This is a genomic window from Stenotrophomonas sp. YJH_SMC_20, from assembly GCF_059367845.1.
The window spans coordinates 429,701-450,863 of sequence record NZ_JCAFRG010000002.1; the positions used below are offsets into that span (position 1 = coordinate 429,701).

At 66.7% G+C, this 21,163-nt stretch carries 20 protein-coding genes; 6 read left to right on the forward strand and 14 right to left on the reverse strand.

What is annotated here, in order from left to right:
* The first annotated feature begins 4 nt into the window (after positions 1-4).
* Together AC5P6A_RS05345 and AC5P6A_RS05350 are read left to right on the forward strand one after the other, a co-directional pair.
* Entirely contained in the window at positions 5-679 is a 675-nt protein-coding gene (locus tag AC5P6A_RS05345; RefSeq protein ID WP_111098529.1) for a response regulator, read from the forward strand.
* The gene (locus tag AC5P6A_RS05350; protein WP_346714879.1) at positions 672-2,045 is read left to right on the forward strand and encodes a sensor histidine kinase; all 1,374 of its coding nucleotides are present in this window, start codon (positions 672-674) and stop codon (positions 2,043-2,045) included. The genes AC5P6A_RS05345 and AC5P6A_RS05350 overlap by 8 nt, the downstream gene beginning before the upstream one ends.
* A 143-nt stretch (positions 2,046-2,188) precedes the next feature.
* On the opposite strand, the gene AC5P6A_RS05355 is transcribed toward AC5P6A_RS05350, so the two are convergent.
* The 3 genes from AC5P6A_RS05355 to AC5P6A_RS05365 form a co-directional block, all read right to left on the reverse strand.
* Entirely contained in the window at positions 2,189-4,540 is a 2,352-nt protein-coding gene (locus AC5P6A_RS05355) for a GH92 family glycosyl hydrolase (RefSeq protein ID WP_227844278.1), read from the reverse strand.
* A gap of 96 nt (positions 4,541-4,636) precedes the next feature.
* Complete coding sequence (locus AC5P6A_RS05360) at positions 4,637-4,960, reverse strand: thioredoxin family protein (RefSeq protein ID WP_019659840.1); 324 nt, start codon at positions 4,958-4,960, stop codon at positions 4,637-4,639.
* Positions 4,961-4,965: 5 nt separating this feature from the next.
* Positions 4,966-5,382, reverse strand: a complete 417-nt coding sequence (locus AC5P6A_RS05365) for a baeRF12 domain-containing protein (RefSeq protein ID WP_019337746.1) — start codon at positions 5,380-5,382, stop codon at positions 4,966-4,968.
* 162 nt (positions 5,383-5,544) lie between these two features.
* Between AC5P6A_RS05365 and AC5P6A_RS05370 the strand changes: the two genes are divergently transcribed.
* The 3 genes from AC5P6A_RS05370 to proP all read left to right on the forward strand — a co-directional run bounded on the left by AC5P6A_RS05370 (position 5,545) and on the right by proP (position 7,735).
* Positions 5,545-5,772 (forward strand): hypothetical protein, encoded by a 228-nt coding sequence (locus tag AC5P6A_RS05370; RefSeq protein WP_227844277.1) that lies wholly within the window; start codon positions 5,545-5,547, stop codon positions 5,770-5,772.
* An 85-nt stretch (positions 5,773-5,857) separates the two neighbouring features.
* Positions 5,858-5,986, forward strand: a complete 129-nt coding sequence (locus tag AC5P6A_RS05375; RefSeq protein ID WP_256202341.1) for a hypothetical protein — start codon at positions 5,858-5,860, stop codon at positions 5,984-5,986.
* Between the two features lie 261 nt (positions 5,987-6,247).
* Positions 6,248-7,735, forward strand: coding sequence for a glycine betaine/L-proline transporter ProP (gene proP / locus AC5P6A_RS05380; RefSeq protein WP_043396178.1), 1,488 nt, complete (start codon positions 6,248-6,250; stop codon positions 7,733-7,735).
* A gap of 96 nt (positions 7,736-7,831) precedes the next feature.
* On the opposite strand, the gene AC5P6A_RS05385 is transcribed toward proP, so the two are convergent.
* The 11 genes from AC5P6A_RS05385 to AC5P6A_RS05435 all read right to left on the reverse strand — a co-directional run bounded on the left by AC5P6A_RS05385 (position 7,832) and on the right by AC5P6A_RS05435 (position 20,092).
* On the reverse strand, positions 7,832-8,461 hold the full coding sequence (locus tag AC5P6A_RS05385; RefSeq protein WP_227844276.1) for an ATPase: 630 nt from the start codon (positions 8,459-8,461) through the stop codon (positions 7,832-7,834).
* Positions 8,462-8,464: 3 nt separating this feature from the next.
* Positions 8,465-8,806: a type II toxin-antitoxin system prevent-host-death family antitoxin gene (locus AC5P6A_RS05390; protein ID WP_010485378.1), complete on the reverse strand. Its 342-nt coding sequence runs from the start codon at positions 8,804-8,806 to the stop codon at positions 8,465-8,467.
* Between the two features lie 71 nt (positions 8,807-8,877).
* A complete protein-coding gene (locus AC5P6A_RS05395; RefSeq protein ID WP_019659843.1) occupies positions 8,878-10,464 on the reverse strand; it encodes a sensor histidine kinase in 1,587 nt (528 codons plus the stop codon).
* A 9-nt stretch (positions 10,465-10,473) separates the two neighbouring features.
* Positions 10,474-10,878: a response regulator gene (locus AC5P6A_RS05400; protein WP_019659844.1), complete on the reverse strand. Its 405-nt coding sequence runs from the start codon at positions 10,876-10,878 to the stop codon at positions 10,474-10,476.
* A 136-nt stretch (positions 10,879-11,014) separates the two neighbouring features.
* Entirely contained in the window at positions 11,015-12,469 is a 1,455-nt protein-coding gene (locus AC5P6A_RS05405; protein WP_346714880.1) for a surface lipoprotein assembly modifier, read from the reverse strand.
* A 90-nt stretch (positions 12,470-12,559) separates the two neighbouring features.
* Positions 12,560-13,324: a Slam-dependent surface lipoprotein gene (locus AC5P6A_RS05410; RefSeq protein WP_019659846.1), complete on the reverse strand. Its 765-nt coding sequence runs from the start codon at positions 13,322-13,324 to the stop codon at positions 12,560-12,562.
* A 59-nt stretch (positions 13,325-13,383) separates the two neighbouring features.
* Positions 13,384-14,139, reverse strand: coding sequence for a Slam-dependent surface lipoprotein (locus tag AC5P6A_RS05415; protein ID WP_227844273.1), 756 nt, complete (start codon positions 14,137-14,139; stop codon positions 13,384-13,386).
* 27 nt (positions 14,140-14,166) lie between these two features.
* On the reverse strand, positions 14,167-17,286 hold the full coding sequence (locus AC5P6A_RS05420) for a TonB-dependent receptor (protein ID WP_346714881.1): 3,120 nt from the start codon (positions 17,284-17,286) through the stop codon (positions 14,167-14,169).
* Positions 17,287-17,469: 183 nt separating this feature from the next.
* A complete protein-coding gene (locus tag AC5P6A_RS05425) occupies positions 17,470-18,426 on the reverse strand; it encodes a FecR domain-containing protein (protein WP_164143837.1) in 957 nt (318 codons plus the stop codon).
* An 85-nt stretch (positions 18,427-18,511) separates the two neighbouring features.
* On the reverse strand, positions 18,512-19,012 hold the full coding sequence (locus tag AC5P6A_RS05430; RefSeq protein WP_134735440.1) for an RNA polymerase sigma factor: 501 nt from the start codon (positions 19,010-19,012) through the stop codon (positions 18,512-18,514).
* Positions 19,013-19,165: 153 nt separating this feature from the next.
* Positions 19,166-20,092: a LysR family transcriptional regulator gene (locus AC5P6A_RS05435; protein WP_171953011.1), complete on the reverse strand. Its 927-nt coding sequence runs from the start codon at positions 20,090-20,092 to the stop codon at positions 19,166-19,168.
* 150 nt (positions 20,093-20,242) lie between these two features.
* Here AC5P6A_RS05435 and AC5P6A_RS05440 point away from each other — a divergent pair, with 150 nt between their 5' ends.
* The gene (locus AC5P6A_RS05440) at positions 20,243-21,109 is read left to right on the forward strand and encodes a pirin family protein (RefSeq protein ID WP_346714882.1); all 867 of its coding nucleotides are present in this window, start codon (positions 20,243-20,245) and stop codon (positions 21,107-21,109) included.
* Positions 21,110-21,163 lie beyond the last annotated feature (54 nt).

A 21,163-nucleotide genomic window follows, 5' to 3' on the forward strand; every position in this document is an offset into this window, starting at 1 on the left:
TGCAATGCGAATCCTGCTGATCGAAGACGACGCCGCTCTGGCCGATGGACTGATCCGCGCCCTGCAGGGCGCCGGCCATCTGTGCGACCACCTTTCGCGCGGGCTGCACGCGCCGGCTGCACTGGCCAGCGCGCCGTATGACGTGATGGTGCTCGACCTTTCATTGCCCGATGTCGACGGCCTCGACCTGCTCTCTCGCCTGCGCAACGACGGCGTCACCCTGCCGGTGCTGATCCTGACCGCGCGCGACGGTGTGGAGGACCGCATCCTCGGCCTCGACCGGGGTGGCGACGATTACCTGGCCAAGCCATTTGCACTCGGTGAGCTGGAGGCGCGCCTGCGTGCGCTGTCACGCCGCCGAAGCGACGCACCGGCAAAGAAGCGGCTGGGCCGGTTGTGCTTCGACAGCATCCGCAATGAAGTGCAGGTGGAAGGCCAGCGCATCGAACTGACCGCGCGCGAGCTGTCGCTGGTCGAGGCACTGATGCAGCATCCCGGCCGCACCGTCACCAAGCAGCGCCTGTTCGACGCGCTGTACAGCTGGGATCACGAGGCCAACCTGTCGGTGATCGAAGTGCACGTCAGCCGCCTGCGCCGCAAGCTGGAGCAGGCACGCGCCGGCGTCGGCATCCGCATGTTGCGTGGCCTGGGGTATCGGCTGGAGGCCGGGGGTGACTGAGCGCGTGCACAGCCTGCGGGGGCTGCTGCTGCGCCGCCTGTGGCTGCCCCTGCTGGTGCTGCTGCTGTGCAGCGCAGTCGGTTCGTTCGCGCTGGCCCGCTTCTACGCCGGCCAGGTCTATGACCGCTGGCTGCTGGATTCGGCGATGTCGTTGTCCGAGCTGGTGAAGGTGCAGGACGGGCGTGCCTCGATCGAGATCACGCCTGCGGTGTCGCGCATGTTCACCTGGGATACCGCTGACGAAGTGCATGGCGAAGTGGTCGACGCCGCGGGCGGGCGCCTGTATGGCGACCTGCCCGAAGCGCTGCCCCGCCCCGCGATCGCTGCCGGCAGCGACGATGCCGTCTACTACGACGCGCGCCTGCGTGGGCAGCCGGTGCGCATGGTCGAAGTCGTGGTCAGCGCCGGGCCGGGCCACGATATCCGCCTGCGCGTGGCCGAGACGCTGCGCAAGCGCCACCGCCTGGAGCGCAAGCTGCTGCTGGCCAGCATCCCGTTCCAGGCCGCGATCCTGGCGCTGGCTGCGTGGCTGGCCTGGTCCGGTACCGGCGCGGCTGCACGCCACGCCAACCAGGTGGCACGGCGGTTGGCCAGCCCACGCCCCGACCCGCTGGCGCCGCTGGAGCCGGCGCAGGAGGCGCCGCGCGAACTGTGGCCGGCGGTGGAGGCCTACAACGCCCTGCTGCAGCGACTGGACGCCATGCAGGCCGCGCAACGGCGCTTCGTCAGCAACGCCGCGCACCAGCTGCGCACGCCGCTGGCGGCAATGCAGGTGGAGCTGGAGAGTTCATTGCGGCAACAGGATCCGCAGGCCCAGCAGCTGGCGCTGTCAGGCACGCTGGCCGGTTTGGCGCGGCTGCAGCACCTGGTCAACCAACTGCTGATGCTCAGCCGATCGGAAGATCCACATGGCAGCGCACTGCCGCTGCAGCCGCTGGATCTGGCCGCGCTGGCGCGGGGCGTGGTCGAGCGCTACGCCGACCGTGCGTTGGCGGCCGACGTGGACCTGGGTTACGACGGACCCGACGACGGTGTGCAGGTGCAAGGTGATCCGCGGCTGCTGCGCGAGGCGCTGGGCAACCTGCTGGACAACGCGCTGCGCTACGGCGCCGTGCCCGGCGTGATCACCCTGGGACTACAGCGGGATGCCGAGGGCGTGCAGGTATGGGTGGACGATGACGGTACAGGCATCGCCGAAGCCGAACGCGCGCGCGTCACGGAACGCTTCTATCGGGCGAGCAGCGAGGGCGACGGCTGCGGGCTGGGGCTGGCGATCGTGGCCGAGATCGCGCAGCGGCATGGCGCGACCTTGATGATTGATACCGCCCCGATCGGCGGTGCGCGGGTGGGGTTGCGGTTTCGCTGACCTTTGTCGAATTGCCCTTGTAGAGCCGAGCCCATGCTCGGCTGCCGTTGACGCGATACCTGAGCCGAGCATGGGCTCGGCTCTACAGGTTCCTGGTCACCCGTGAAGCGTGCCGACCAAGGTCGGCACCTACCGAGTGCGCGTCATCGGCTCATCGAATAGGGCGCCTGCGCGCCCTGCCCCGGCCAATCCTTGTTCGGCTCGGCCTGCATGGTGAAACGCAGCTCGCCACCTGCCAGGATCTCGTCATGGCGCAGGAAGGTGCGCTGCAGCGGCTTGCCGTTGAGGCTCACGTTGCCGACGTAGGTGTGCCTGTCATCCAGCCCATCGGCCACGATGGTGAACGCCTTGCCGTTCGGCAGGCGCATCGCGGTCTTCGGCAGGAACGGGCGGCCGAGGATGTACTCGCCCGAGCCCGGGGCCACCGGATAGAAGCCCAAGGCGGTGAACACGTACCACGCCGACATCTGGCCGACATCATCGTTGCCGGCCAGCCCATCGGGGCGGTCGGCATACTGGGTGTCCATGATCTGCTTCAACCGCGCCTGGGTGCGCCACGGCTGACCTGCATACGAATACAGGTAGGCCACGTGGTGGCTGGGCTCGTTGCCGTGCGCATACCAGCCGATCAGGCCGGTGATGTCTTCCATGTGCTCGAAGATGGACGGATCCACCTTGGCGTTGAATACATCGTCCAGGCGCGCGAGCAGCTTGTCGCTGCCCCCGTGCGCCGCCGCCAGGCCGGCGACGTCCTGCGGCACGTACCACGAGTACTGCCAGGCGTTGCCCTCGGTGTAGTCGGTGCCATAGCCGCTGGCGCTGGGGTCGAACGGAGTGCGGAAGCTGCCATCGCGCTTGCGCGCACGCATGAAGCCGGTGTCCTTGTCGAAGGCATTGCGCCAGTTGCCGGCACGCTTGTCGAAGGTCGCCGCGATATCGCCCTTGCCCATCGCCTGCGCCATGCGTGCAATGGTCCAATCATCAAAGGCATATTCCAGCGTCTTGCTGGCGGCCTCGCCTTCCTCGTCGATCGGCACATAGCCCAGCTCGCGGTACTGCGCGATGCCGTCATAGGGGCCGTAATTGGCGGTCTCGACCATCGCCTTCAGTGCCTTGTCGGCGTCGAAGCCACGAATGCCCTTCACGTAGGCGTCGGCGATCACCGGCACGGCGTGGTACCCGATCATGCACCAGTCTTCCAGGCCATGGAACGACCACACCGGCAGCATGCCGTAGGGGCTGTGCTCGTGGTGGGCCAGCATCGAATTGACGAAGTCGCTGTTGCGCTTCTCCGGCTGCACCAGCGTCAGCAACGGGTGCAGCGCACGGTAGGTGTCCCACAGCGAGAACGTGGAATAGTTCGTGTAGCCCTCGGCCTTGTGCACGGCATTGTCCGGCCCGCGGTACTGGCCATCGGCATCCATGAACAGCGTCGGCCCCAGCAGGGTGTGGTACAGCGCGGTATAGGCACTGCGGCGGGCGTGCTCGGGCGCATCGATATCGAGCACCGACAGCGCCTGCGTCCATTCCTGTTTCGCCTGCGCACGCACGCGGTCGAAATCAAAGTCGGCCACTTCCGCGTCGAGGTTGGCAATGGCGCCGGCTTCGCTGACCGGCGAGATCGCGACCTTGACCACCAGCGGTGCATCCAGCTTGCCGAATGCGAAGGTACCGACCAGCTGGCGGCCCTCGACCTGTGCGCGCTGCGCTGGATCCTTCTCGCCCGGCGGCGGGAAGCCCTTGTAGACGATGTCCTGCTCGGTGTTGTGCAGCTCATGCCCGGAAAGCGGCCGCGAGAAACGCATCGCGAAGTACAGCTGGCGACCCGGCGCCCAGCCGCGCGTCTCCCGGAAGCCGGTCACGGTACCATCGGCGCGCACCCGCACCCGCGACCACAGCACCTTGCCCGGGTAGTCGTACATGCTGGTGCGCATGTCCAGCAGCACCTTGGCGTCGGCGCCCCTGGGGAAGGCGTAGCGATGCACGCCCACGCGCGCACTGGTGGTCAGCTCGGCGCGCACCTTGTAGTCGTCCAGGGTGACGGCGTAGTAGCCCGGCTCGGCCTTCTCATCGTCATGGCGGAAGCGAGAGGCATAGCCGCTGCCCGGCTTCTCAGGATCGCCACGCTCCAGGCCGGGACTACCGGTGAACGGCATCAGCAGGATGTCGCCCAGATCGGAATGGCCAGTGCCGGAAAAATGCGTGTGCGAGAAGCCGACGATGCTGCTGTCGTCGTAGCGGTAGCCGGCTGCCCAGCCATAGGCCTTTCCGCGTGGCTGGATGCGTGTGTCCGGGCTGAGCTGGACCATGCCGAACGGCACCGTGGCACCCGGGTAAGTGTGGCCTTCACCACCCGTACCAATGAACGGGTCGACCGAGGCATAGGCCTTGTCGGCGGCGGTTCTGGCAGGCGCGGCCGACGCCAGGCCGGAAGCGAACATCGCCGTGGCGGCGACAGCGATCAGGAGACGACGGTCCAGCGTGGGCATCGGCATTTGGATCGATTCAGGTGATAGCGGGATCCTAGCACCGGGCCTGTCACGCCGCATGCTGCAGTGCGACTGCCCGGTGTCCCGCACCGGGTTCACTCTTCAACCGGGAAGTGCGCTCTGCAACGACATGAGATCCGCGCTGTCCAACGGCCTTACCACCCGCGCGATCTCCTCTCCATCGCGCAGCAGCACCACCGTCGGCCACAGCTTCACCTTGAACGCTCGCCCCAATGGCCTTCCCTTGCCATCCTCGATCTTCCAATGCGGCAGATCGTTCGCTTCGACAAAGGCCTGCAACGCGGGCTGCGCGGCCTGGCAATGACCACACCAGGGCGCACCGAACTCCAGCACCTGCCAGCCAGGCTGCGCCGCCACCTCCGCAGAGGTGGGCTCGTTCGCAAGGTGATCACGCATGAACGGCATGAGCGCTACGCCGCCAGTGCCTTCTGGATGTCTTCCAGCGGCGCGTTGGTCAGATCCTTGGCAATATCCCCGAGCAATCGCGCCTGGACCTCTTTATGCAGCAGCGGACGAATGCGACCCAGCGTGGTCGGGTCGGCGATCAATACCAGGTGCGCATAGCGGTTCTTCAAGGCATCTTCGTTGAGCTGTTCGGCCACCTGCTTGGCGAACGTGGCCTCATTGAGCTGCGAGACCGACATGTCCTTCGGCACGGCACCCGCAGGCCCCTGCCCGGATACACCCTGCTCGCTGATGTCCTGCAGGCGCAGTTCGCCTTCCTGCTTCAGGGTCAACTGGTGGTTGCTGCCCACGTTGGTGAACACCCGCGCCGAACCACCGTCGGCTACCACGATCAGGGTTCCTTCGGGAATCGTCCGCGCCATTGCATCCTCCATCAATCCGAAAAGTGGGTGTGCGCTCCACCTTATGCACGCCGATGTCACCAGAGCGGGTACAGGATGTGATCCCGTCATCGCAATCTGCAATCAGCGCTAAATTTGTCCGCCTGCCTGCCGCTATGGCCTCCATCATCGCGAGGAACCTCTGTGTACGCTGGCTCACTGTTCCACGTCTGCTTTGCCACCAGCCTGGCCATTGCCGGCTGTGCCGGTTGCATCCACCAGTTCCTGCAGGGCCAACCGTTCTTCGCCCTGGCCATCATGCTCTCGGTGCTCACCATGATCGGCGCCGCACTGGTCACGCGGAAACTGGCACTGCCGGGCGCCTTGGCGATGGCCTGCACGGTGTTAGGTTTGGTGGCGAAGTCGGCCTGAGCCTTCTGAACAGGCGAGGTGGAACACAGCGTGCAGATCAGCCTGCTTCGCTGCATGCTCACGCCGATGCCGTTATGATGAACGGATGATCGACACGACCCACTACGTGACGGGCGCACCTGTTACGTGGGAAGCACTGCCGACCGGCGCTTCGCTTGCCACGAATGCTCCCGCCCTGCATTTCCATCGCCTCGCGCTGGATCCCGGCGGATGACGCCAGCAGGCGCTCTGCCTGCACCCCCTACGCTGATGTGATACCTGGCCGCTGACTGCGCGGCCGCTGTGATCCCGTTTTCGCGTCTCCGCCCCTGCGGCGGTGCTTTGCCGTGCGCGTGGCGTTGCGCCTGCACACATTCCCCGGCCCCCACGCCGCCTTCCGATGCCCCTGCGCCACTTGCGCCTGCATCGCCGTTTCCGATTTCCGGGACACACCACAGCACCCATTCCCCTATTCCATACCTACAAGGGAGCCCCTATGCAGGACACGCCCGATTCCCATGCCCACTTCGGCTGGTTCAAACGCCGCCGCCACCTGAAGGTCGATGAGATCACCGTCGTCGACAAGCCCATGCTCAAGCGCGCCGTGGGCGCCGCCGCACTTGGCAATGCCATGGAGTGGTTCGACTTCGGTGTCTACGGCTATCTGGCCGTCACCATCGGCCAGGTGTTCTTCCCGTCCAGCAACCCCACGGCACAGGTGATCGCCGCCTTCGCCACCTTCACCGTGGCATTCCTGGTGCGTCCACTCGGCGGCCTGGTGTTCGGCCCGCTCGGCGACCGTTATGGGCGCCAGAAAGTGCTGGCGTTCACCATGATCCTGATGGCGCTGGGCACGTTCTCGATCGGCTTGATTCCCTCCTACGAGCGCATCGGCATCTGGGCACCGGTGCTGTTGCTGCTGGCACGTGTGGTGCAGGGGTTCTCCACCGGCGGCGAGTACGGCGGTGCGGCCACCTTCATCGCCGAGTATTCCACCGACCGCAACCGCGGCCTGATGGGCAGCTGGCTGGAGTTCGGCACGCTGGGCGGCTACATCGCCGGCGCCGGAACCGTGACCGCGCTGCACATGCTGTTGAGCAGCGGACAGATGCTGGACTGGGGCTGGCGCATTCCATTCCTGGTGGCCGGCCCGCTGGGCCTGCTCGGCCTGTACATGCGCATGAAACTGGAGGAAACGCCGGCCTTCCGCGCCTTCGCCGAGGAAGCCGAGAAGCGCGAGCACGACCGGCCCGGGCTCGCCGCGCTGTTCCAGGTACATGGCCGCCAGTTGCTGGTCTGCATGGGCCTGGTGCTGGTGTTCAACGTGACCGACTACATGCTGCTGACCTACATGCCCAGCTACCTCAGCGTCACCATGGGCTATGCCGAGAGCAAGGGCCTGCTGCTGATCATCATCGTGATGCTGGTGATGATGCCGCTGAACATCGTCGGCGGATTGTTCAGTGACAAGCTTGGCCGTCGCCCGATGATCATCGGTGCCTGCATCGCGCTGCTGGTGCTGGCCGTACCCTGCCTGCTGCTGATCGGCAGCGGCAACGACTGGCTGATCTTCCTCGGCCTGATGCTGCTGGGCCTGGCACTGGTGTGCTTCACCAGCTCGATGCCGTCCACGCTGCCGGCGCTGTTCTATACCCCGGTGCGCTACAGCGCACTGTCGATCGCCTTCAATGTGTCGGTGTCGCTGTTCGGTGGCACCACGCCACTGGTGACCGCATGGCTGGTGGAACGTACCGGCGATCCGCTGGTGCCGGCCTACTACCTGATGGGCGCGGCGGTGATCGGCCTGGTGACCATGCTGTTCGTGAAGGAGACCGCGGGCCTGCCGCTGCGCGGTTCACCGCCGGCGGTGGGCAGCGACAAGGAAGCCGCCGCACTGCTGAAGAGCGATGTGCCGGTGACGGTGGACCCGAGCCTGCCGCCACTGCCGGAGACTGCGGAGCCTGAGCAGGTAAAGCCGGCCTGAGGCTCGCCGAAGCCGGCGTTGTACGGCCAAGCCCGCGCGCGGCTGCCTTTCGGGGGATCAGCCGAGCGTGGGCTCGGCTCTACAACGTACGCGCCCTCAATCGCGCGCAGCGTTCAACTCCATCGCACGCATCACGATGGGTTTGGCCCAGTCCGGCGTGTGCAGCAGCTCGGCCACCGAGACCGGGTACTGCAGCTGGCCGTGCGCCATCGCCAGCACCGGCAGCGGCTCGACGCAGCCGTCGGCGTCGGCGGGAGCGCTGTTGTCGTAGACATGCAGCTCGGCCAGGTGTGGCAGCAGTTCCAGCAGGTTCTCGCGCGCCGAATCGAAGCGGGCGTGGATCTTCTCCACCGGAATGTCATGGCCGCCGGCGGCCACCCGCGCTGCAACACGGGCAATGTGCAGATCCACCGTGGCCAGGCCACAGAACCAGATCGCGACGTGATGGTGCTCGCAGGCCTCGCGCAGCAGGCGCGGAACGGTGTTGCCGCCCAGCGTGGTCTCGAAGGCGAAGTCCGTGCCATCGGCCATGGCCTGGCGCAGGCGGCGGGTGCCTTCCTGCCAGGCCTCGGCATTGGCGTCGGGCAGCGGCCAGCCCGCCTCTACCAGGCGGCGGGTGAACGAATCGGGGTTGAACCAGCCCAGCCCTTCGGCTTCCAGCCAGGTTCCCAGCAGCGAACTCTTGCCGGCGCCGTTGACGCCGGCCAGCACCAGGATCCGCCCCATCGGTCAGAGCGGACGGCCGAGGGTGACCTTGCGGCCGCGGCGGATCGGCTGGCCCAGCACCTTGCCCAGCCCCTCACCGCGCTGCAGGCCAGCCAGAGTCTGGTCGAATTCGCCGCGCAGGCGCAGCAGTTCTTCACTGCGTTCACCGGCATCGCTGCCGGCAGCCTTGGCCAACAGCTCCTGGTAGGTGCGGATGTCCACGATCACCGCTTCGGGGTGGTTGTGGTTGGTGATGACCAGCGCCTGCTTCTCGCGCACGGTACGCATCAGGCTCGGCCAGCCCCGGGTCTTCACAGACGAGGCCGGGGCCTTCTCAAGTCCAGGCAGATCCAGTGGCAGGGTCATGGCACGGCTCCAGGCAGAAGTGGATAATGGCCACTATACCCAATTTGGCCAAATTGGATATAAATGCCGTTTCACGCGCCGGAGCCGGTCTGTGGCGCATCGGTCTGCAGCAGGCTGTCACGCTCGCGCAGTGGGAAGCGGATCCAGGCATCCAGCCCCTGCGGATCGAAGTGCAGTTCACCACTGCCGGCCAGCTCATAGGGCACGCGCTGCTCGATTAGCGCACGGCCCAGGCCGCGCTGGCGCGGCAGCTCCCAGTCTTCCACGGCGGCATGGCGTTCACACCAGTGCAGGCCCAGCCATGGCTGTCCGTCCTGCACCTGCAGGTGCCAGGACACGTCGATCCGGCCATCTTCATGGGTCAGCGCACCATGCCGCAGGGCGTTGGTCGCCAATTCGTGGATCGCCAGGGACAGCACTTCGGCCGCCTTCGGTGGCAGCAGTACATCCTCGCCCTGCAGGCGATAGGCGGCGGTGACCGGCGTCTGCGCTGCGATCTCCTCATCGAGCATGCCACGCAGGCAGACCCCGGCATTGGCGCCACGGGTAAGCAGGCTCTGCGTGCGCGCCAGCGACATCAATCGTCCGCACAACCGTTCAGCGTAATCATCCACACTGCTGACCGACTCACGGGTCCGCCAGGCAATGGCATGGATGGTCGACATGATGTTGCGCACCCGGTGCTGCAGTTCGGCCAGCAGTACCGATTGGCGCTCGGTGGCACGCTTGAGATCGTCGATGTCCACAGCGATGGCGAATACGCCCGTCACCTCGCCGTCTGCATCGCGCAGCGGCGCGGCGGCCACACGGGTCCAGCGCGCGCGCCCGTCGTCATGCTTGAACTGGAACTCCAGCCCGGGCACTACCGTCTCACCGCGCAAGGCCCTGGCTATGGCGAAATCCCTGGGTTCGATGCGCGAGCCGTCGGGGTGCCATCCCTGCCAGCGGTGGTGGTTGGGCAGATCCGTGGAGGGCACCTTGCCGGTGGGAAGGTAGGTGCGCATCTGGTCGTTGGAGAGCTGCAGGCACCCCTCGGCATCGACGATGCAGACGCCCACCGGCAGTACCTTGAAGGCCAATGCCAGGCGGCGGTCCGCCTCCCTCCGCTTCTGCTCTTCGCGTTCGCGGGCCGACTGGGCCACATGCGCCGCCGTCGTCTCGAACATGGTGACCAGCACGCCGCTGACGCGCCCCTCTTCGCCACGGATGGGGCTGTAGGTAATGGTGAACCACACATCCTCCAACCGCCCGCGGCGCGCGAGGGGATAGAGTTTGTCCTCGTAAGTGATGGTTTCGCCCTGCCAGACGCGCTGGTAGATCGGCCCGTTGATATGCCACACCTCGGGCCAGCATTCACGGGTCGGCTGGCCGAGTCCGCCGGGATGCTTGTCGGCCAGGATCTCGGCATAGCCATCGTTGTAGAGCTGCACCAGCTGCTCGCCCCACAGCACGATCATCGGGAAACCATGCGCCAGCATCAGGTCGACGGTGGCGCGCAGGTGTGGCGGCCACCGCTCATACGCTCCCAGCGGCGTGGATGACCAGTCATGGCGGGCGATGCGCGCAGCCATGCCATCGTGGCGCCCGTGCGGGTGCGCTGCAGGTGGCATGCCGCCACACAGCTCGGTGGCGCGGATGCCTTCAGGACGGCGCGACATGCCGCGCGATCAGGCGATGCCCGCAGAGACCTGCGGCGTCGCCACCAGCCCGGCCAGCTGCTGCACCAGGGCTTCAATGTGATACGGCTTGGTACAGCGCGGCGCGCTGGCGAAGCGGCTTGGCAGGTTGTCGTCGTAGCCGGAGGTCAGCAGGAACGGGGTGCCGGCCTCGGCCAGCCGGTCGGCCAACGGATAGACCTGTTCGCCGCCCAGATTGATGTCCAGCAGCGCCACATCGATGGGATGGGTATCGACCAGCTGCCCCAACGCCTGCAGGTCACCGGCAGGCCCCACCACCTGTGCGCCTTTCAGCTCCAGATAGTCGACCAGGAACATCGCGATGGCGAATTCATCCTCCGCCACCAGTACACGCAGCCCTTTCAGGCCCTCTGGTTTGTTGCCCGCTTCCAGCACGACCGGCGCTCCTCGATACACGCGGCCCACCTCTGCCGCAACGCCCGCAGGATGCGCGAACCGGGCTACAAGAGCGCGTGATGATGGATGAAGGTCGCGGCCACGGCGCGTTCACCGCGGCATTGCAACGCCGCGTTCAGAAGGCCCGTTCCCACTTCAGGCTGAGCAGGCTGCGGTCGTGGCTGTACAGCCAGCCGACGTTGCTGTCGATGCGCGCGTAGCGCAGGCTCAGGCTGGGTACCAGCCCGGCCACGGCCAAGCGCTCGCTGCGCACGATGGCGATCAGGTTCTGTTCGTCGTCCTGCCTGCGCGCCTCCAGCAACGGACTCCAGGTGTCGTAGTCGCGCTGGCGCAGCGACACGAATACGGTGGCCGTGATGCCACTCCACTGCCGCGCCGCGCCCAGCCGCAGGCCGCGCTGGCGGTAGCCGTTGGCCGGGTCGGCTGCGCTGCTGTCGGTGACATCCAGCCCGGCGAAGACCGTCCAGCGTGGATTGAGCGCGCGGAACCAGGTGGCGTACAGCGATGCCAGCTCGCCGTCGTAGTTGCTGGCAAGGCCCTGCTGGTGATAGCGCTGGCGCTTCCAGTCAGCCTCCAGCTTGAGCAGGCTGCGTGCATCCAGGGCGTACTGCCATTCCGCGTGCACGCCGCTGCCGCCCTGCAGCGCATGGTTGCCCAGGGCCTGGTAGTCATAGCTGGGGGCGAGCATCACGGTCTGTCGTGCACTACGCCAGCTGTAACCCGCCTGCACGTTGGCATTGAGCTCGTTGTACGCACTGTGCCCGCGCCATGCCTGGCCGAAGGCGAGACCGCGCACGTACAGCCCATGATGCCCGCCGAGCACCCAGCGCCGTTCCAGGCTGGCGTCGTAGTCGAGGCCCGCCGCGCGCTGGGCGTCCGGCAGTTTCCGTTCGATGATGCAGGCGTCGCCCACGCCGAACAGGCAGGTGCGACTGGCCGAACTGCGGTTGATGTTGTCACTCCATGCCGGGCCCGCGGACAACGCGCCTTTCCAACGCTGGCGCGCCTGCAGGGCACTCAGGTAACCGTCCACGCGCGCGCGGACGCCGGCCGTGGCCGGATCATCGGCATTGATGCCTGCAGCGATGGCTGTGAACAGCGCGGCCGCATCGCGATCGCGCTGGTCTTCCGCATAGACACGTGCCAGCTCGAGGCGGGCCGGCAGGAAATCCGGCTGCGCCGCCAGCAGCGCTTCGTACTCCATCGCCGCGCGACGATGGTCGCCTGCCACCCGCGCCAGCGCCCCCTGCGCATAGTGGCGCAGCAGGGGGTCATGCCCCGGCAGTTCGATGTACTCATCGAGGAACGCAGCGGCGGCCTGCCATTGCTGATGCTGCAGAGAGAGGTAAAGGGCCTGGCCAAGATCATCGACGGTGCGCTCCACGCGCAGCGTCTGGCCGTCGATGGTGATGGTCGGCCGCTCCGACTCGGCCTGCTGCAAGCGATGCTGGTCCTGCTGCTGGTGGCGCAGTTCGGTGCCCTGTTCAAGCACACGACGAAGATCGTCCTGCTGGGCGCGCACCTCGGTGGCAGCCAACAGCAGTACGACAAGGAAGATGGAATGGCGCATGGTCGATCCGTGGTGGTGCATGCAGCGGGCCGAAGCAGGGACTGGCGGATCGCGGCTTGTCCCTGCCCTGCCCCGTCAGGGGCGTGGCGATCAGTTCTTGCTGCCGCCGAAGGCGGTGTCATACTGGCTGTTGCCGCTGAAGGTGGCGATACCGGCCAGGGTGGCCGCGTTGGCGCCGAAGAACTGGCCCTGGGTGGTGCCGGCAACGCTGCCGTTGGCGGTGGCGGTGCCGGCGAACGAGGCGTTGGCGCTGTTGATGTTGGCGTTGACGTTGATCGACAGGCCGCCACCGCTCAGGCCACCGAGCAGGGTGCCATTGCCGAAGTTGGCGCGGAAGGTACCCGACAGCAGGTTGCTGCCATTGAACTTGTTCAGGCCTGCCACGCTGTAGGTGGCCACGCCGGCCGGCAGCGTGGTGCCGGCACGGTCACCGACGAAATAGACCTGGCGGTTGTTGAAGCCACCAGCGGCGCCATCCTTGGACCACTCGCCGAACCACACATCGCCGCTGCCGACCTTGACGAAGTTGAAGTGGCCCATGCCGGAATGGCTGCCCGGGGTACCGGTGATCGGCATGGCCAGTGTGCGTACGGTGACACCATTGACGGTGGTCGGGGCCGAGTAGGCCGCCAAGCCCTGGAAATCGACCGGCTTGGCATTGGACACGGTGCCAACGCCGATACCGGCCTTGCCGGCCGAGTGCGGGCCGCCATTGACTTCCGACGCACCCACCTTGACGTACAGCTGCGCATCGGTCGCCGGGCTGGCAGCGCCGACGATGTCGGCCGCCTGCGCAGTGCCGGCCAGGGCCAGTGCAGCGGCGACGGCCAACAGGGAACGGTTGATCATTTTCATGGTATTGCTCCTTGGGTTGAGGGAACTACGGGTACAACACAAAAACGAACGGCGGCGGATCAGTTGCGCTGACCGCCGAAGGACGTATCGAACTGGCTGTTGCCGGCAAAGGTTGCGATGCCGGTCACCGCACTGGCACCGGCGCCGAAGAACTGGCCGCTGCTGGTACCGATGATCGAACCATTGGCGATGGCCGAACCGCTGAACGCACCGGTGGCGCGATCCAGCGTGCCGCTCGCGGCGAGCCTGTATCCGGTCCCGACCAGGCCGGCGGTGACGGTGCCGGTATCGAAATTCGCCCGCAGTGCACCTTCCAGCACGCCGCTGCCATCAAAGCGGTTGATGCCAGCCAAGGTGTAGGTCACGATGCCTGCTGGCAGCGAAGTACCGGCACGGTCACCGACGAAGAACACCTGGCGGTGATTGAAGCCCGCCTGCGCGCCGCTGGATGACCATTCACCGAACCAGACATCTGCATTGCCCACCTGCACGAAGCTGAAGTGGCCCACGCCAGGGGTGGCGAACGGCAGGCCTGCATCCGGGCCCAGCGTGCGGACCGTGGTTGCGCCACGCACCACCGTGGTGGCGTAGGGCACAAGGCTGGCCACGTCCACTCGCGCCGCGTTGGCATACGGCCCCAACGAAATGCCTGCGCGACCGGAACGGTGCGGACCGGCATTGAGTGTCGATTCGCCTGCGTTGATGTAATGGACGCCGTCCTGGGCCGGGCTCTGCCCGCCAGCGATGTCGGCAGCCATGACCGGCATGGAAGCCAGCAGGCCGATCGAAAGTACAAGGGTGCGGGGCTGTTTCACGGTTGATTCTCCCTGTCGAATGCGGACTCAGAAGCGTGCGGTGATGCCAAGCTTGATCGTGCGGCCCGGTGCTGGAAGCGTTGAGCGTGTTGCCGGGTCGACGTAATAGCGGTTGCCGAGATTGCTGCCGACCAGCTCGACGCTGGCGTGCTGGTTGAAACGCCAGCGGGCGTAGGCATCCACCGTGGTGATGTTTCCCCAGGTGAAGGGCACGTTCTGCCAGAGCAGGCTGCTGCCCCCGGCGATCAGGCGGTCGCGGTAGGCCTGCAGGTCCGGATTGTCGTGCCGCTGGTAGTGCACGATGCGGCTGCCCAGCTCCAGGCGCTCATCGAACAGGCGGGTGCCGAGTGACCAGTTCACCGACAGCTTCGGCGTGGCCTGGGTCAGCAGATAGCCGCTGACGAAGCCATCCTGGACGCAGTTGGGCACCCGCCCCTGGTCCGCATCCAGCCGTACCGCCGAGCTTTCATCGCAGACTTCGTTTTCAAGGATGCGGCTGATGCCCAGATCAGTGAAGAAGCGCCGGTTGTCGAAGCGCGCCTGCAGCTCGATGCCGCGGATGGTCTGCTTGTCGATGTTGTCGAACATGAAGTACGCATCACGCTCGATGACATTGCGGGTCTTGTGCACGTAGTAGGCCAGCTTGACGTCGGCATCGGCGGTGTTGCCGAACAGCCCGGAAAGGTTGTGCACGTACCCCAGCTCGTAGTTGTAGGCATGCTCCGGCTTGAGTGGATACAGCGGATTGAGGCTGCTGGAGAACGCAATGGTGCTTTCGAACATGCTGGGGAAGCGCACCGCCTCGCTGTAGCGCAGATAGGCACGAGCGGCCGGCGAGAAACGCACAGTCGCCGAGAACGTCGGCAACCAGGCGTGATCGCGGTGCCGTTCGTTGCGCCCGGCCACCGACTGCATCGCCCCGCCCCCGATCCTGCAGCGGATGTCGGTGCCGAGGACCATCGGCAGCAGCCCGGGGATGGCGGCGACCTGGCCGTTGAGGCAGGGATTGGTGGCTCGGCTGTAGTTGCCGTTTGCATCGGGCAACCAGGGAATGCCGTGCTGGACCTCCCTGGGTGTCTCGTACTTGCGCAGCAGGTCGGCCAGCGACTGATCGACGATCCAGCCCATGCCGATGCTGTCCCAGAATTCCCGCTCACTCTCGAGTGCGTCGATCTCGCCCTGCAGGCTGTCCGGCCGCGGCGGCAGTTCATTCACCCGGTACTGCGCTTCGCGCGGCACGATCGAGGTCGTCTGCAGTTCCGGGTGGGCCTGCAGGAAGTCGTCGAACGCCCAGTAACGGCTGTAACGCACGCCGGCATTGAGGGTCAGGAAGTCGACCGGACGCCATTCCAGAGTGAGGTAGCCCTCGCCCTCCTGGCGACGGCCGGCACGCGGGTACATGCGCCAGCCGTCGGACGGGCCGAAATACGGGTCGCGCGAGCCGAGCTTTTCGTATTGCCAGTTGCCACCCACGGTCAGGTCCAGGGTCGAATGCAGGGCGAAGCGGTTGCTCAGGGTCAGGCCGGTCCGGTCGTTGCTCGCATTTGCCAGCGCGGTGTTGCGCAGAATCGGGCTGGCGTCCGGGTTCCATGCCGGGTTGCCTGGCGCGAAGTTCGGGAAGCCGCCTGCAGTGTAGGTATCGCTGTCTGTCTCCGTGCGCCACAGGTTGGCGTAGAGGTCCAGCCAGCGGCTGCCGGCCGGCTGGAAGCGGTACTCCAGGTTCCAGGCATCGGACGCAACCCGGCTGAGCGGCCACTGGATGCGCCCATAGTCCGGTGCCGACAGGATGCGCGACGGCATGATCTCGCCATAGTGCGACAGCGTTCGCCGCCAGGTCGCCTTCAACCGCTGGTCATCGTTGATCTGCCAGCTGCCCTTGACCAGCCAGGACTCCTGTTCGCTGGAAGTATTGGGCACTTCATCGCCAGGCTTGAAGTAGCGCGCCAGCGTGGTGATGTAGTCGATGCCCTGGTACTCGAACTGCTCGCGCCGGTCCTGGTCGTAGTAGGCGCTACCGTTGGACCCGGAGAAGTAGTTGCCGCGCTTGCGCCAGGCGTAGGCGGCCATCAGGTCGACGTTGTCGCCACGCACGCCCAGCGCCAGGCGCCAGGCCTGGTCCTCGCCATCGAAGGGGTTGTTGCCACTGCGCGACTTCACCGGCACCACCAGGGTGCGGTCGTCGTAGGGCGAGTTCGGCGAGCCCTGCGGGAACCCCGGCACGGTGCGGTAATCCTCGCCGGTGTGCAGCCGCGGCAGGCGTGGCGCCACCGCATTGCTGCTGCCTTCGATCTTCAGCTCCCCGCCGAAGCGCTCACCCGTTTCCACGATGTCATCGACGTCGATGGTCTTGATCACCAGCGCGCCACCGATCCCGCTGTGCACATCGCGCACCAGCCCTGGCCCCTTGATGACCTGGATGCCACCCATCAGGTTGGGATCGATGTAATTGCGGTTGCTGACGCCGTTGTAGCCGCGCCAGACCGTGAGCGCCTGTTCGCCACCGTCGATGCTGACCGGCACCCGCCCCGGGCCCTGGATGCCGCGGATGTTGATGTCCAGTGCGCCGCTGTTGCGCGCATCGCCACTGAACACACCGACCAGATCCTTGACCACGTCGGCCGGGTTGGAGCCGCGGTAGCGCTCCACCCGGTCGCGCCCCGAATACGCCGTGGTCAGGTCCAGCGCGAACACATCATCGTAGCCGCGCCGATCACGCGCCTCGCCCCCTTCCGACTGCAGGCGACCGGCCACGTCCAGAGTCTCGGTTACCCGCACCCCTTCCCCTTCACCCGCCTCCACTGCGGCCCGCAGGCTCCAGGTGCCGTCCATGCCGCGCTGTGCGCGCACGCCACTCCCGCGCAACAGCTGCTGCAGCGCCTGCATCTGGCTGTACTCGCCTTTCACCGCACTGGAGCGGCGGCCCTCCACCAGGTCACTGCGGAACACCACCTGCACATCGGCCTGGCGGCCAAAGGCACGCACAGCGTCGGCCAGGGGCTGTTCTGGAATCGTGTACTGGCGCAACGGCGCGACGACCGCCGGTTGCGCCTGCACGCCCGGCGCCCAGGCCAGCGGCAGCAATGCAGTGGAGATGGCCAGGGCCAGGGCGGTGACGCGACGATGACAGGCGGATGCCGTGGACGGCATGGACAGGAACTCCTCAAGCGTGGCGGAACCACGGGCACATCCGGTGCCGGTGGCATGTCTGGCTTGAGGAGAAACGGTGTTTCGCTCTGGCTATACCTCTATAGACAGGGCGATGTGGCGATTGCCCACGGTTTTTTCATGTTTTTTTTTATGCGACCGGTTCATCCGGGCATTGCGCGAGCCTCACCACACCACCAGCGCGCCGCCGGGCAAGCGCTGCACACGCAGCCCTGCCTGCGCGGCCACCGCATCGATGGCGGCCTCCGGTTGCTGCAGATGGAACAGACCACTGACCCGTAAGTCCGCGCCCTGCCCGCCCAGTACCCAGACCGGTGCACGACGGTAGCGCGCGAGATCAGCGATGGCCTGCGCGGCCGGCTGATCGTCGATCACTACCTCGCCACGCCGCCACGGCGCCATCGTCTCGAGATCTTCCAGCTGCACCGGCCGCAGCCAGCGACCGTCACGGAACACCCGTGCCTGCCCGGCATGAAGGCGCTGCACGCTGCCATCGCCCGGGCGCACATCGACCACGCCCTCGCTGACCTGAGTCACAACCGTGGTGTCCCGCATCGACACGCTGAAGGCGGTGCCGATGTCACGGATCTGGCCACCGCCGGCCTCGACCTGGAACGGTCGCTGTTCATGCACCACCTGGAACCAGGCCTGGCCGCGCAGCAGGCGCAGGTGCCGCCGCTGACCATCGAACTCAACCGCCAATGCGGTGCCCGCATCGAGTACGGCGGTGCTGCCGTCCTCCAGGTGCACCACGCGCGGTGCATCGCTGCTGCGCAGGTCACTGCGTGCCAGCAGCAACGCCTGCGGTGCGGCCGCGACCACCAGTACCACGGCGGCGGCACTGGCCAACAGCCACGGCAGGCGGCGGCGCGGTGCGATCGGGCGCAACCCTTCGCGATCAGCCGTCAGCCCAGGCAGCGCGGCCAGCACCTCCGGCCCGGCGGCATCCAAGCCTTGCCAGAAGGCCTGCTGCTGGCGCCAGGCCAGCGCATGGCAAGGGTCGGCCTGCAGCCAGCGCTGCAGGGTTCGTTGCTGACGTTCCGGCAGCGGGCCTGCACTGCACCGGATCACCCAGCGCAACGCCTGCCTGGCCTGACGCGGCGAGGGTTCGGACGTGTTCATGGTTGTGGCCTGCCGCACCACGAACGGGTGCGCCTTCCTGTTGTGACAACGGCGGGCGCGATCTGCCCACGGCAATCGCAGCTCATCAATGCACTCCCTGCTGATGCTGCTGGATCAACAGCGCCGCGCGCAGCACATTCTTGCCGACCAGGCTCTTGGAAATACCCAGCCTGGCGGCGATCTCGCGCTCGCTCAGGCCCAGGTAGCGGTTGAGCACGAAGCACTCACGCACCTGGGCCGGCAGCGCGAGGATGGTCTGGGTGATCTCGCGCAGCTGCGCCTGGTCCAGCGCCTGCGCCTCGCCATCGCGGCTGGCCTCGGCCATGTCGAGGGCGTACTCGGCCATCGCACGCCGCTCGCGGGCGTCGGACTGGCTGCGGTTGAGCGCGTGGTGGTAGGCCATCCGGTATAGATAGCCGCGCGGCTCGAGGATGGGCGGATCGCCGGGCACGCTGCTGGCCTTCAGGTACAGGTTCTGCAGGGTGTCCTCGGTACTGGCCGGGTCGAGATAGCGCGCGATGAAGCGAGACAACGCACGGCGCTCGCGGATCAGCAGCTCGACCAGCGCCAGGGCATTGGGAGACATAGGTGCCAAGGCCGGACCGGGGAATGATGGGCGTGATGGCGACGGTCCGGACGTGGATTGTGGGCTGCGCAGCCGCAGGCGGCAAGCCGCACCCCAAACCATCATCCACGCATGGCAGGTTCAGTAGATCCACGCCATGCGTGGATGGAAGACCTAGGGCTCGTCCAACGCATCGAAACGCTCGGCGAGGTAGTCGATCAACGCACGCACCGCTGGCAGCAGCCCCCGCCGCGACGGGAACACCGCATGCACGATGCCGTGCCTCGGCACCCACTCCTGCAGCACCGGCACCAGCGCGCCACTGGCCAACTCATCGGTGATCATCATCCGCGGCAGCATCAGCAGGCCCACCCCGGCCACCGCGGCGGTGCGCAGCGCGATCATGTCATCGCTGACCAGCCGCGGGCGATGGTGCACGCTGGCCAGCACATCGTCCGGCCCGGTGTATTCCCAGACATGCTGCTGGCTGGGCGATGCCAGATCGACGGTCGGCATCATCGCCAGATCGGCCGGCACCTGCGGCGCGCCCAGCCGCTGCAACAGCGCCGGGCTGGCACTGCTGCACCAGACCCGGCGAGCCAGCACGCGTACCACCAGGTCACTGTCCTCCAGCGGTGGCGGTCGCACGCGGATCGCCACGTCCACACCCTCGCCCACCACGTCGACGCGCCGGTTGGTGGCCTCCAGCTGCACCGTCACCTGCGGGTGCAGGGCGAGGAAATCGGCCAACATCGTGCCGATGCGTGCATGCAGGATCGCGATCGGGCACGCCAGGCGGATCGTGCCGCGCGGCTCGGCGCGTGACATCGCAATTGCTTCTTCGGCCGCTTCGGCCTCGACCAGCATGGCCTTGCAATGGCGGTAGTAGTCCTGGCCGACCTCGGTGACCGAGAAGCGCCGGGTCGAACGCTGGATCAGGCGCACGCCCAACCGTTCCTCCAGCAGCGCGATACGCCGGCTCAGTTTCGACTTCGGCATGGCCAGCGCCCGACCGGCCTGCGAGAAGCCGCCGTGCTCGACCACCATGGCGAAGTAGAACAGATCGTTGAGGTCACAACGGCGGATATCTGCGATGAACACGGGACGATCTCCTGCGGCTCATGGCCTGCGACCATTGTTCACCAGATAGGACTATGACGGCAAATATTGGCATCTACTGGCCCCATTGTCGCGGCGATATCGTCTTCGCAACGAAGAACAGCGGCCGGCAGCCCCGGCCAGGAGATCGCCATGAAGCGTGTCACCGGTACCTACAGCGCCCCCCGCCCGCACTGGGTGGGCGACGGATTCCCCGCCCGTTCGATGTTTTCCTACAACACCCACGGCCAGCACCTGAGCCCGTTCCTGCTGCTGGACTATGCCGGCCCCTACACCTTCGCTCCCAGCGATACCCCGCGTGGCGTTGGCCAGCATCCGCATCGCGGTTTCGAGACCGTCACCATCGTCTATGAAGGTGAGGTCGCCCACCGCGATTCAACCGGGGCCGGCGGCACCATCAGCCCGGGTGACGTGCAGTGGATGACCGCTGCCTCCGGCATCCTCCACGAGGAATTCCACACGCCGGAATTCAGCAAACGCGGCGGCACGCTGGACATGGTCCAGCTGTGGGTGAACCTGCCGGCGCGCGACAAGATGGGGTTACCGGGCTACCAGACCCTGCTCGACGCACAGATCCCCTCGGTGGATCTGCCCGATGGCGCCGGCCGCGTGCGTGTCATCGCCGGCCGCTTCGACGGTCATGCCGGCCCGGCGCGTACCCACACGCCGATGGATGTCTGGGACATCCGCCTGCGGCAGGGCCACCACGCCGAACTACCGGTGGCCGATGGCCGCACGCTGGCGCTGGTGGTGCTGAAGGGCTCGGTGCGGATCAACGGCGGCCAGCCGGTCGGCGAGGCACAGCTGGTCACCTTCGACCGCAGCGGCGAGGACGTGTTCGTCGACGCCGACAGCGACGCCACCGTGCTGCTGCTCAGCGGTGAACCGATCGACGAGCCGGTGGTGGGCTATGGCCCGTTCGTGATGAACAGCCAGGCCGAGATCGCGCAGGCGGTCAACGACTTCAACAGCGGCCGCTTCGGCCAGATCGCGCACTGATCGTTTTAATGCTGCGGTATTGGCCCGCCGCACCTTCCGGGCTATCGCCCACCT

What these genes read in the sequence shown, in the direction of transcription:
- AC5P6A_RS05420 (WP_346714881.1), bottom strand. Translation starts at nt 17,286, where the DNA reads ATGCCGTCCACGGCATCCGCCTGTCATCGTCGCGTCACCGCCCTGGCC.
- AC5P6A_RS05440 (WP_346714882.1), top strand. Translation starts at nt 20,243, where the DNA reads ATGAAGCGTGTCACCGGTACCTACAGCGCCCCCCGCCCGCACTGGGTG.
- AC5P6A_RS05385 (WP_227844276.1), bottom strand. Translation starts at nt 8,461, where the DNA reads ATGGGGCGGATCCTGGTGCTGGCCGGCGTCAACGGCGCCGGCAAGAGT.
- AC5P6A_RS05390 (WP_010485378.1), bottom strand. Translation starts at nt 8,806, where the DNA reads ATGACCCTGCCACTGGATCTGCCTGGACTTGAGAAGGCCCCGGCCTCG.
- AC5P6A_RS05355 (WP_227844278.1), bottom strand. Translation starts at nt 4,540, where the DNA reads ATGCCGATGCCCACGCTGGACCGTCGTCTCCTGATCGCTGTCGCCGCC.
- AC5P6A_RS05375 (WP_256202341.1), top strand. Translation starts at nt 5,858, where the DNA reads ATGATCGACACGACCCACTACGTGACGGGCGCACCTGTTACGTGGGAA.
- AC5P6A_RS05395 (WP_019659843.1), bottom strand. Translation starts at nt 10,464, where the DNA reads ATGTCGCGCCGTCCTGAAGGCATCCGCGCCACCGAGCTGTGTGGCGGC.
- AC5P6A_RS05405 (WP_346714880.1), bottom strand. Translation starts at nt 12,469, where the DNA reads ATGCGCCATTCCATCTTCCTTGTCGTACTGCTGTTGGCTGCCACCGAG.
- proP (WP_043396178.1), top strand. Translation starts at nt 6,248, where the DNA reads ATGCAGGACACGCCCGATTCCCATGCCCACTTCGGCTGGTTCAAACGC.
- AC5P6A_RS05365 (WP_019337746.1), bottom strand. Translation starts at nt 5,382, where the DNA reads ATGGCGCGGACGATTCCCGAAGGAACCCTGATCGTGGTAGCCGACGGT.
- AC5P6A_RS05425 (WP_164143837.1), bottom strand. Translation starts at nt 18,426, where the DNA reads ATGAACACGTCCGAACCCTCGCCGCGTCAGGCCAGGCAGGCGTTGCGC.
- AC5P6A_RS05410 (WP_019659846.1), bottom strand. Translation starts at nt 13,324, where the DNA reads ATGAAAATGATCAACCGTTCCCTGTTGGCCGTCGCCGCTGCACTGGCC.
- AC5P6A_RS05430 (WP_134735440.1), bottom strand. Translation starts at nt 19,012, where the DNA reads ATGTCTCCCAATGCCCTGGCGCTGGTCGAGCTGCTGATCCGCGAGCGC.
- AC5P6A_RS05360 (WP_019659840.1), bottom strand. Translation starts at nt 4,960, where the DNA reads ATGCCGTTCATGCGTGATCACCTTGCGAACGAGCCCACCTCTGCGGAG.
- AC5P6A_RS05345 (WP_111098529.1), top strand. Translation starts at nt 5, where the DNA reads ATGCGAATCCTGCTGATCGAAGACGACGCCGCTCTGGCCGATGGACTG.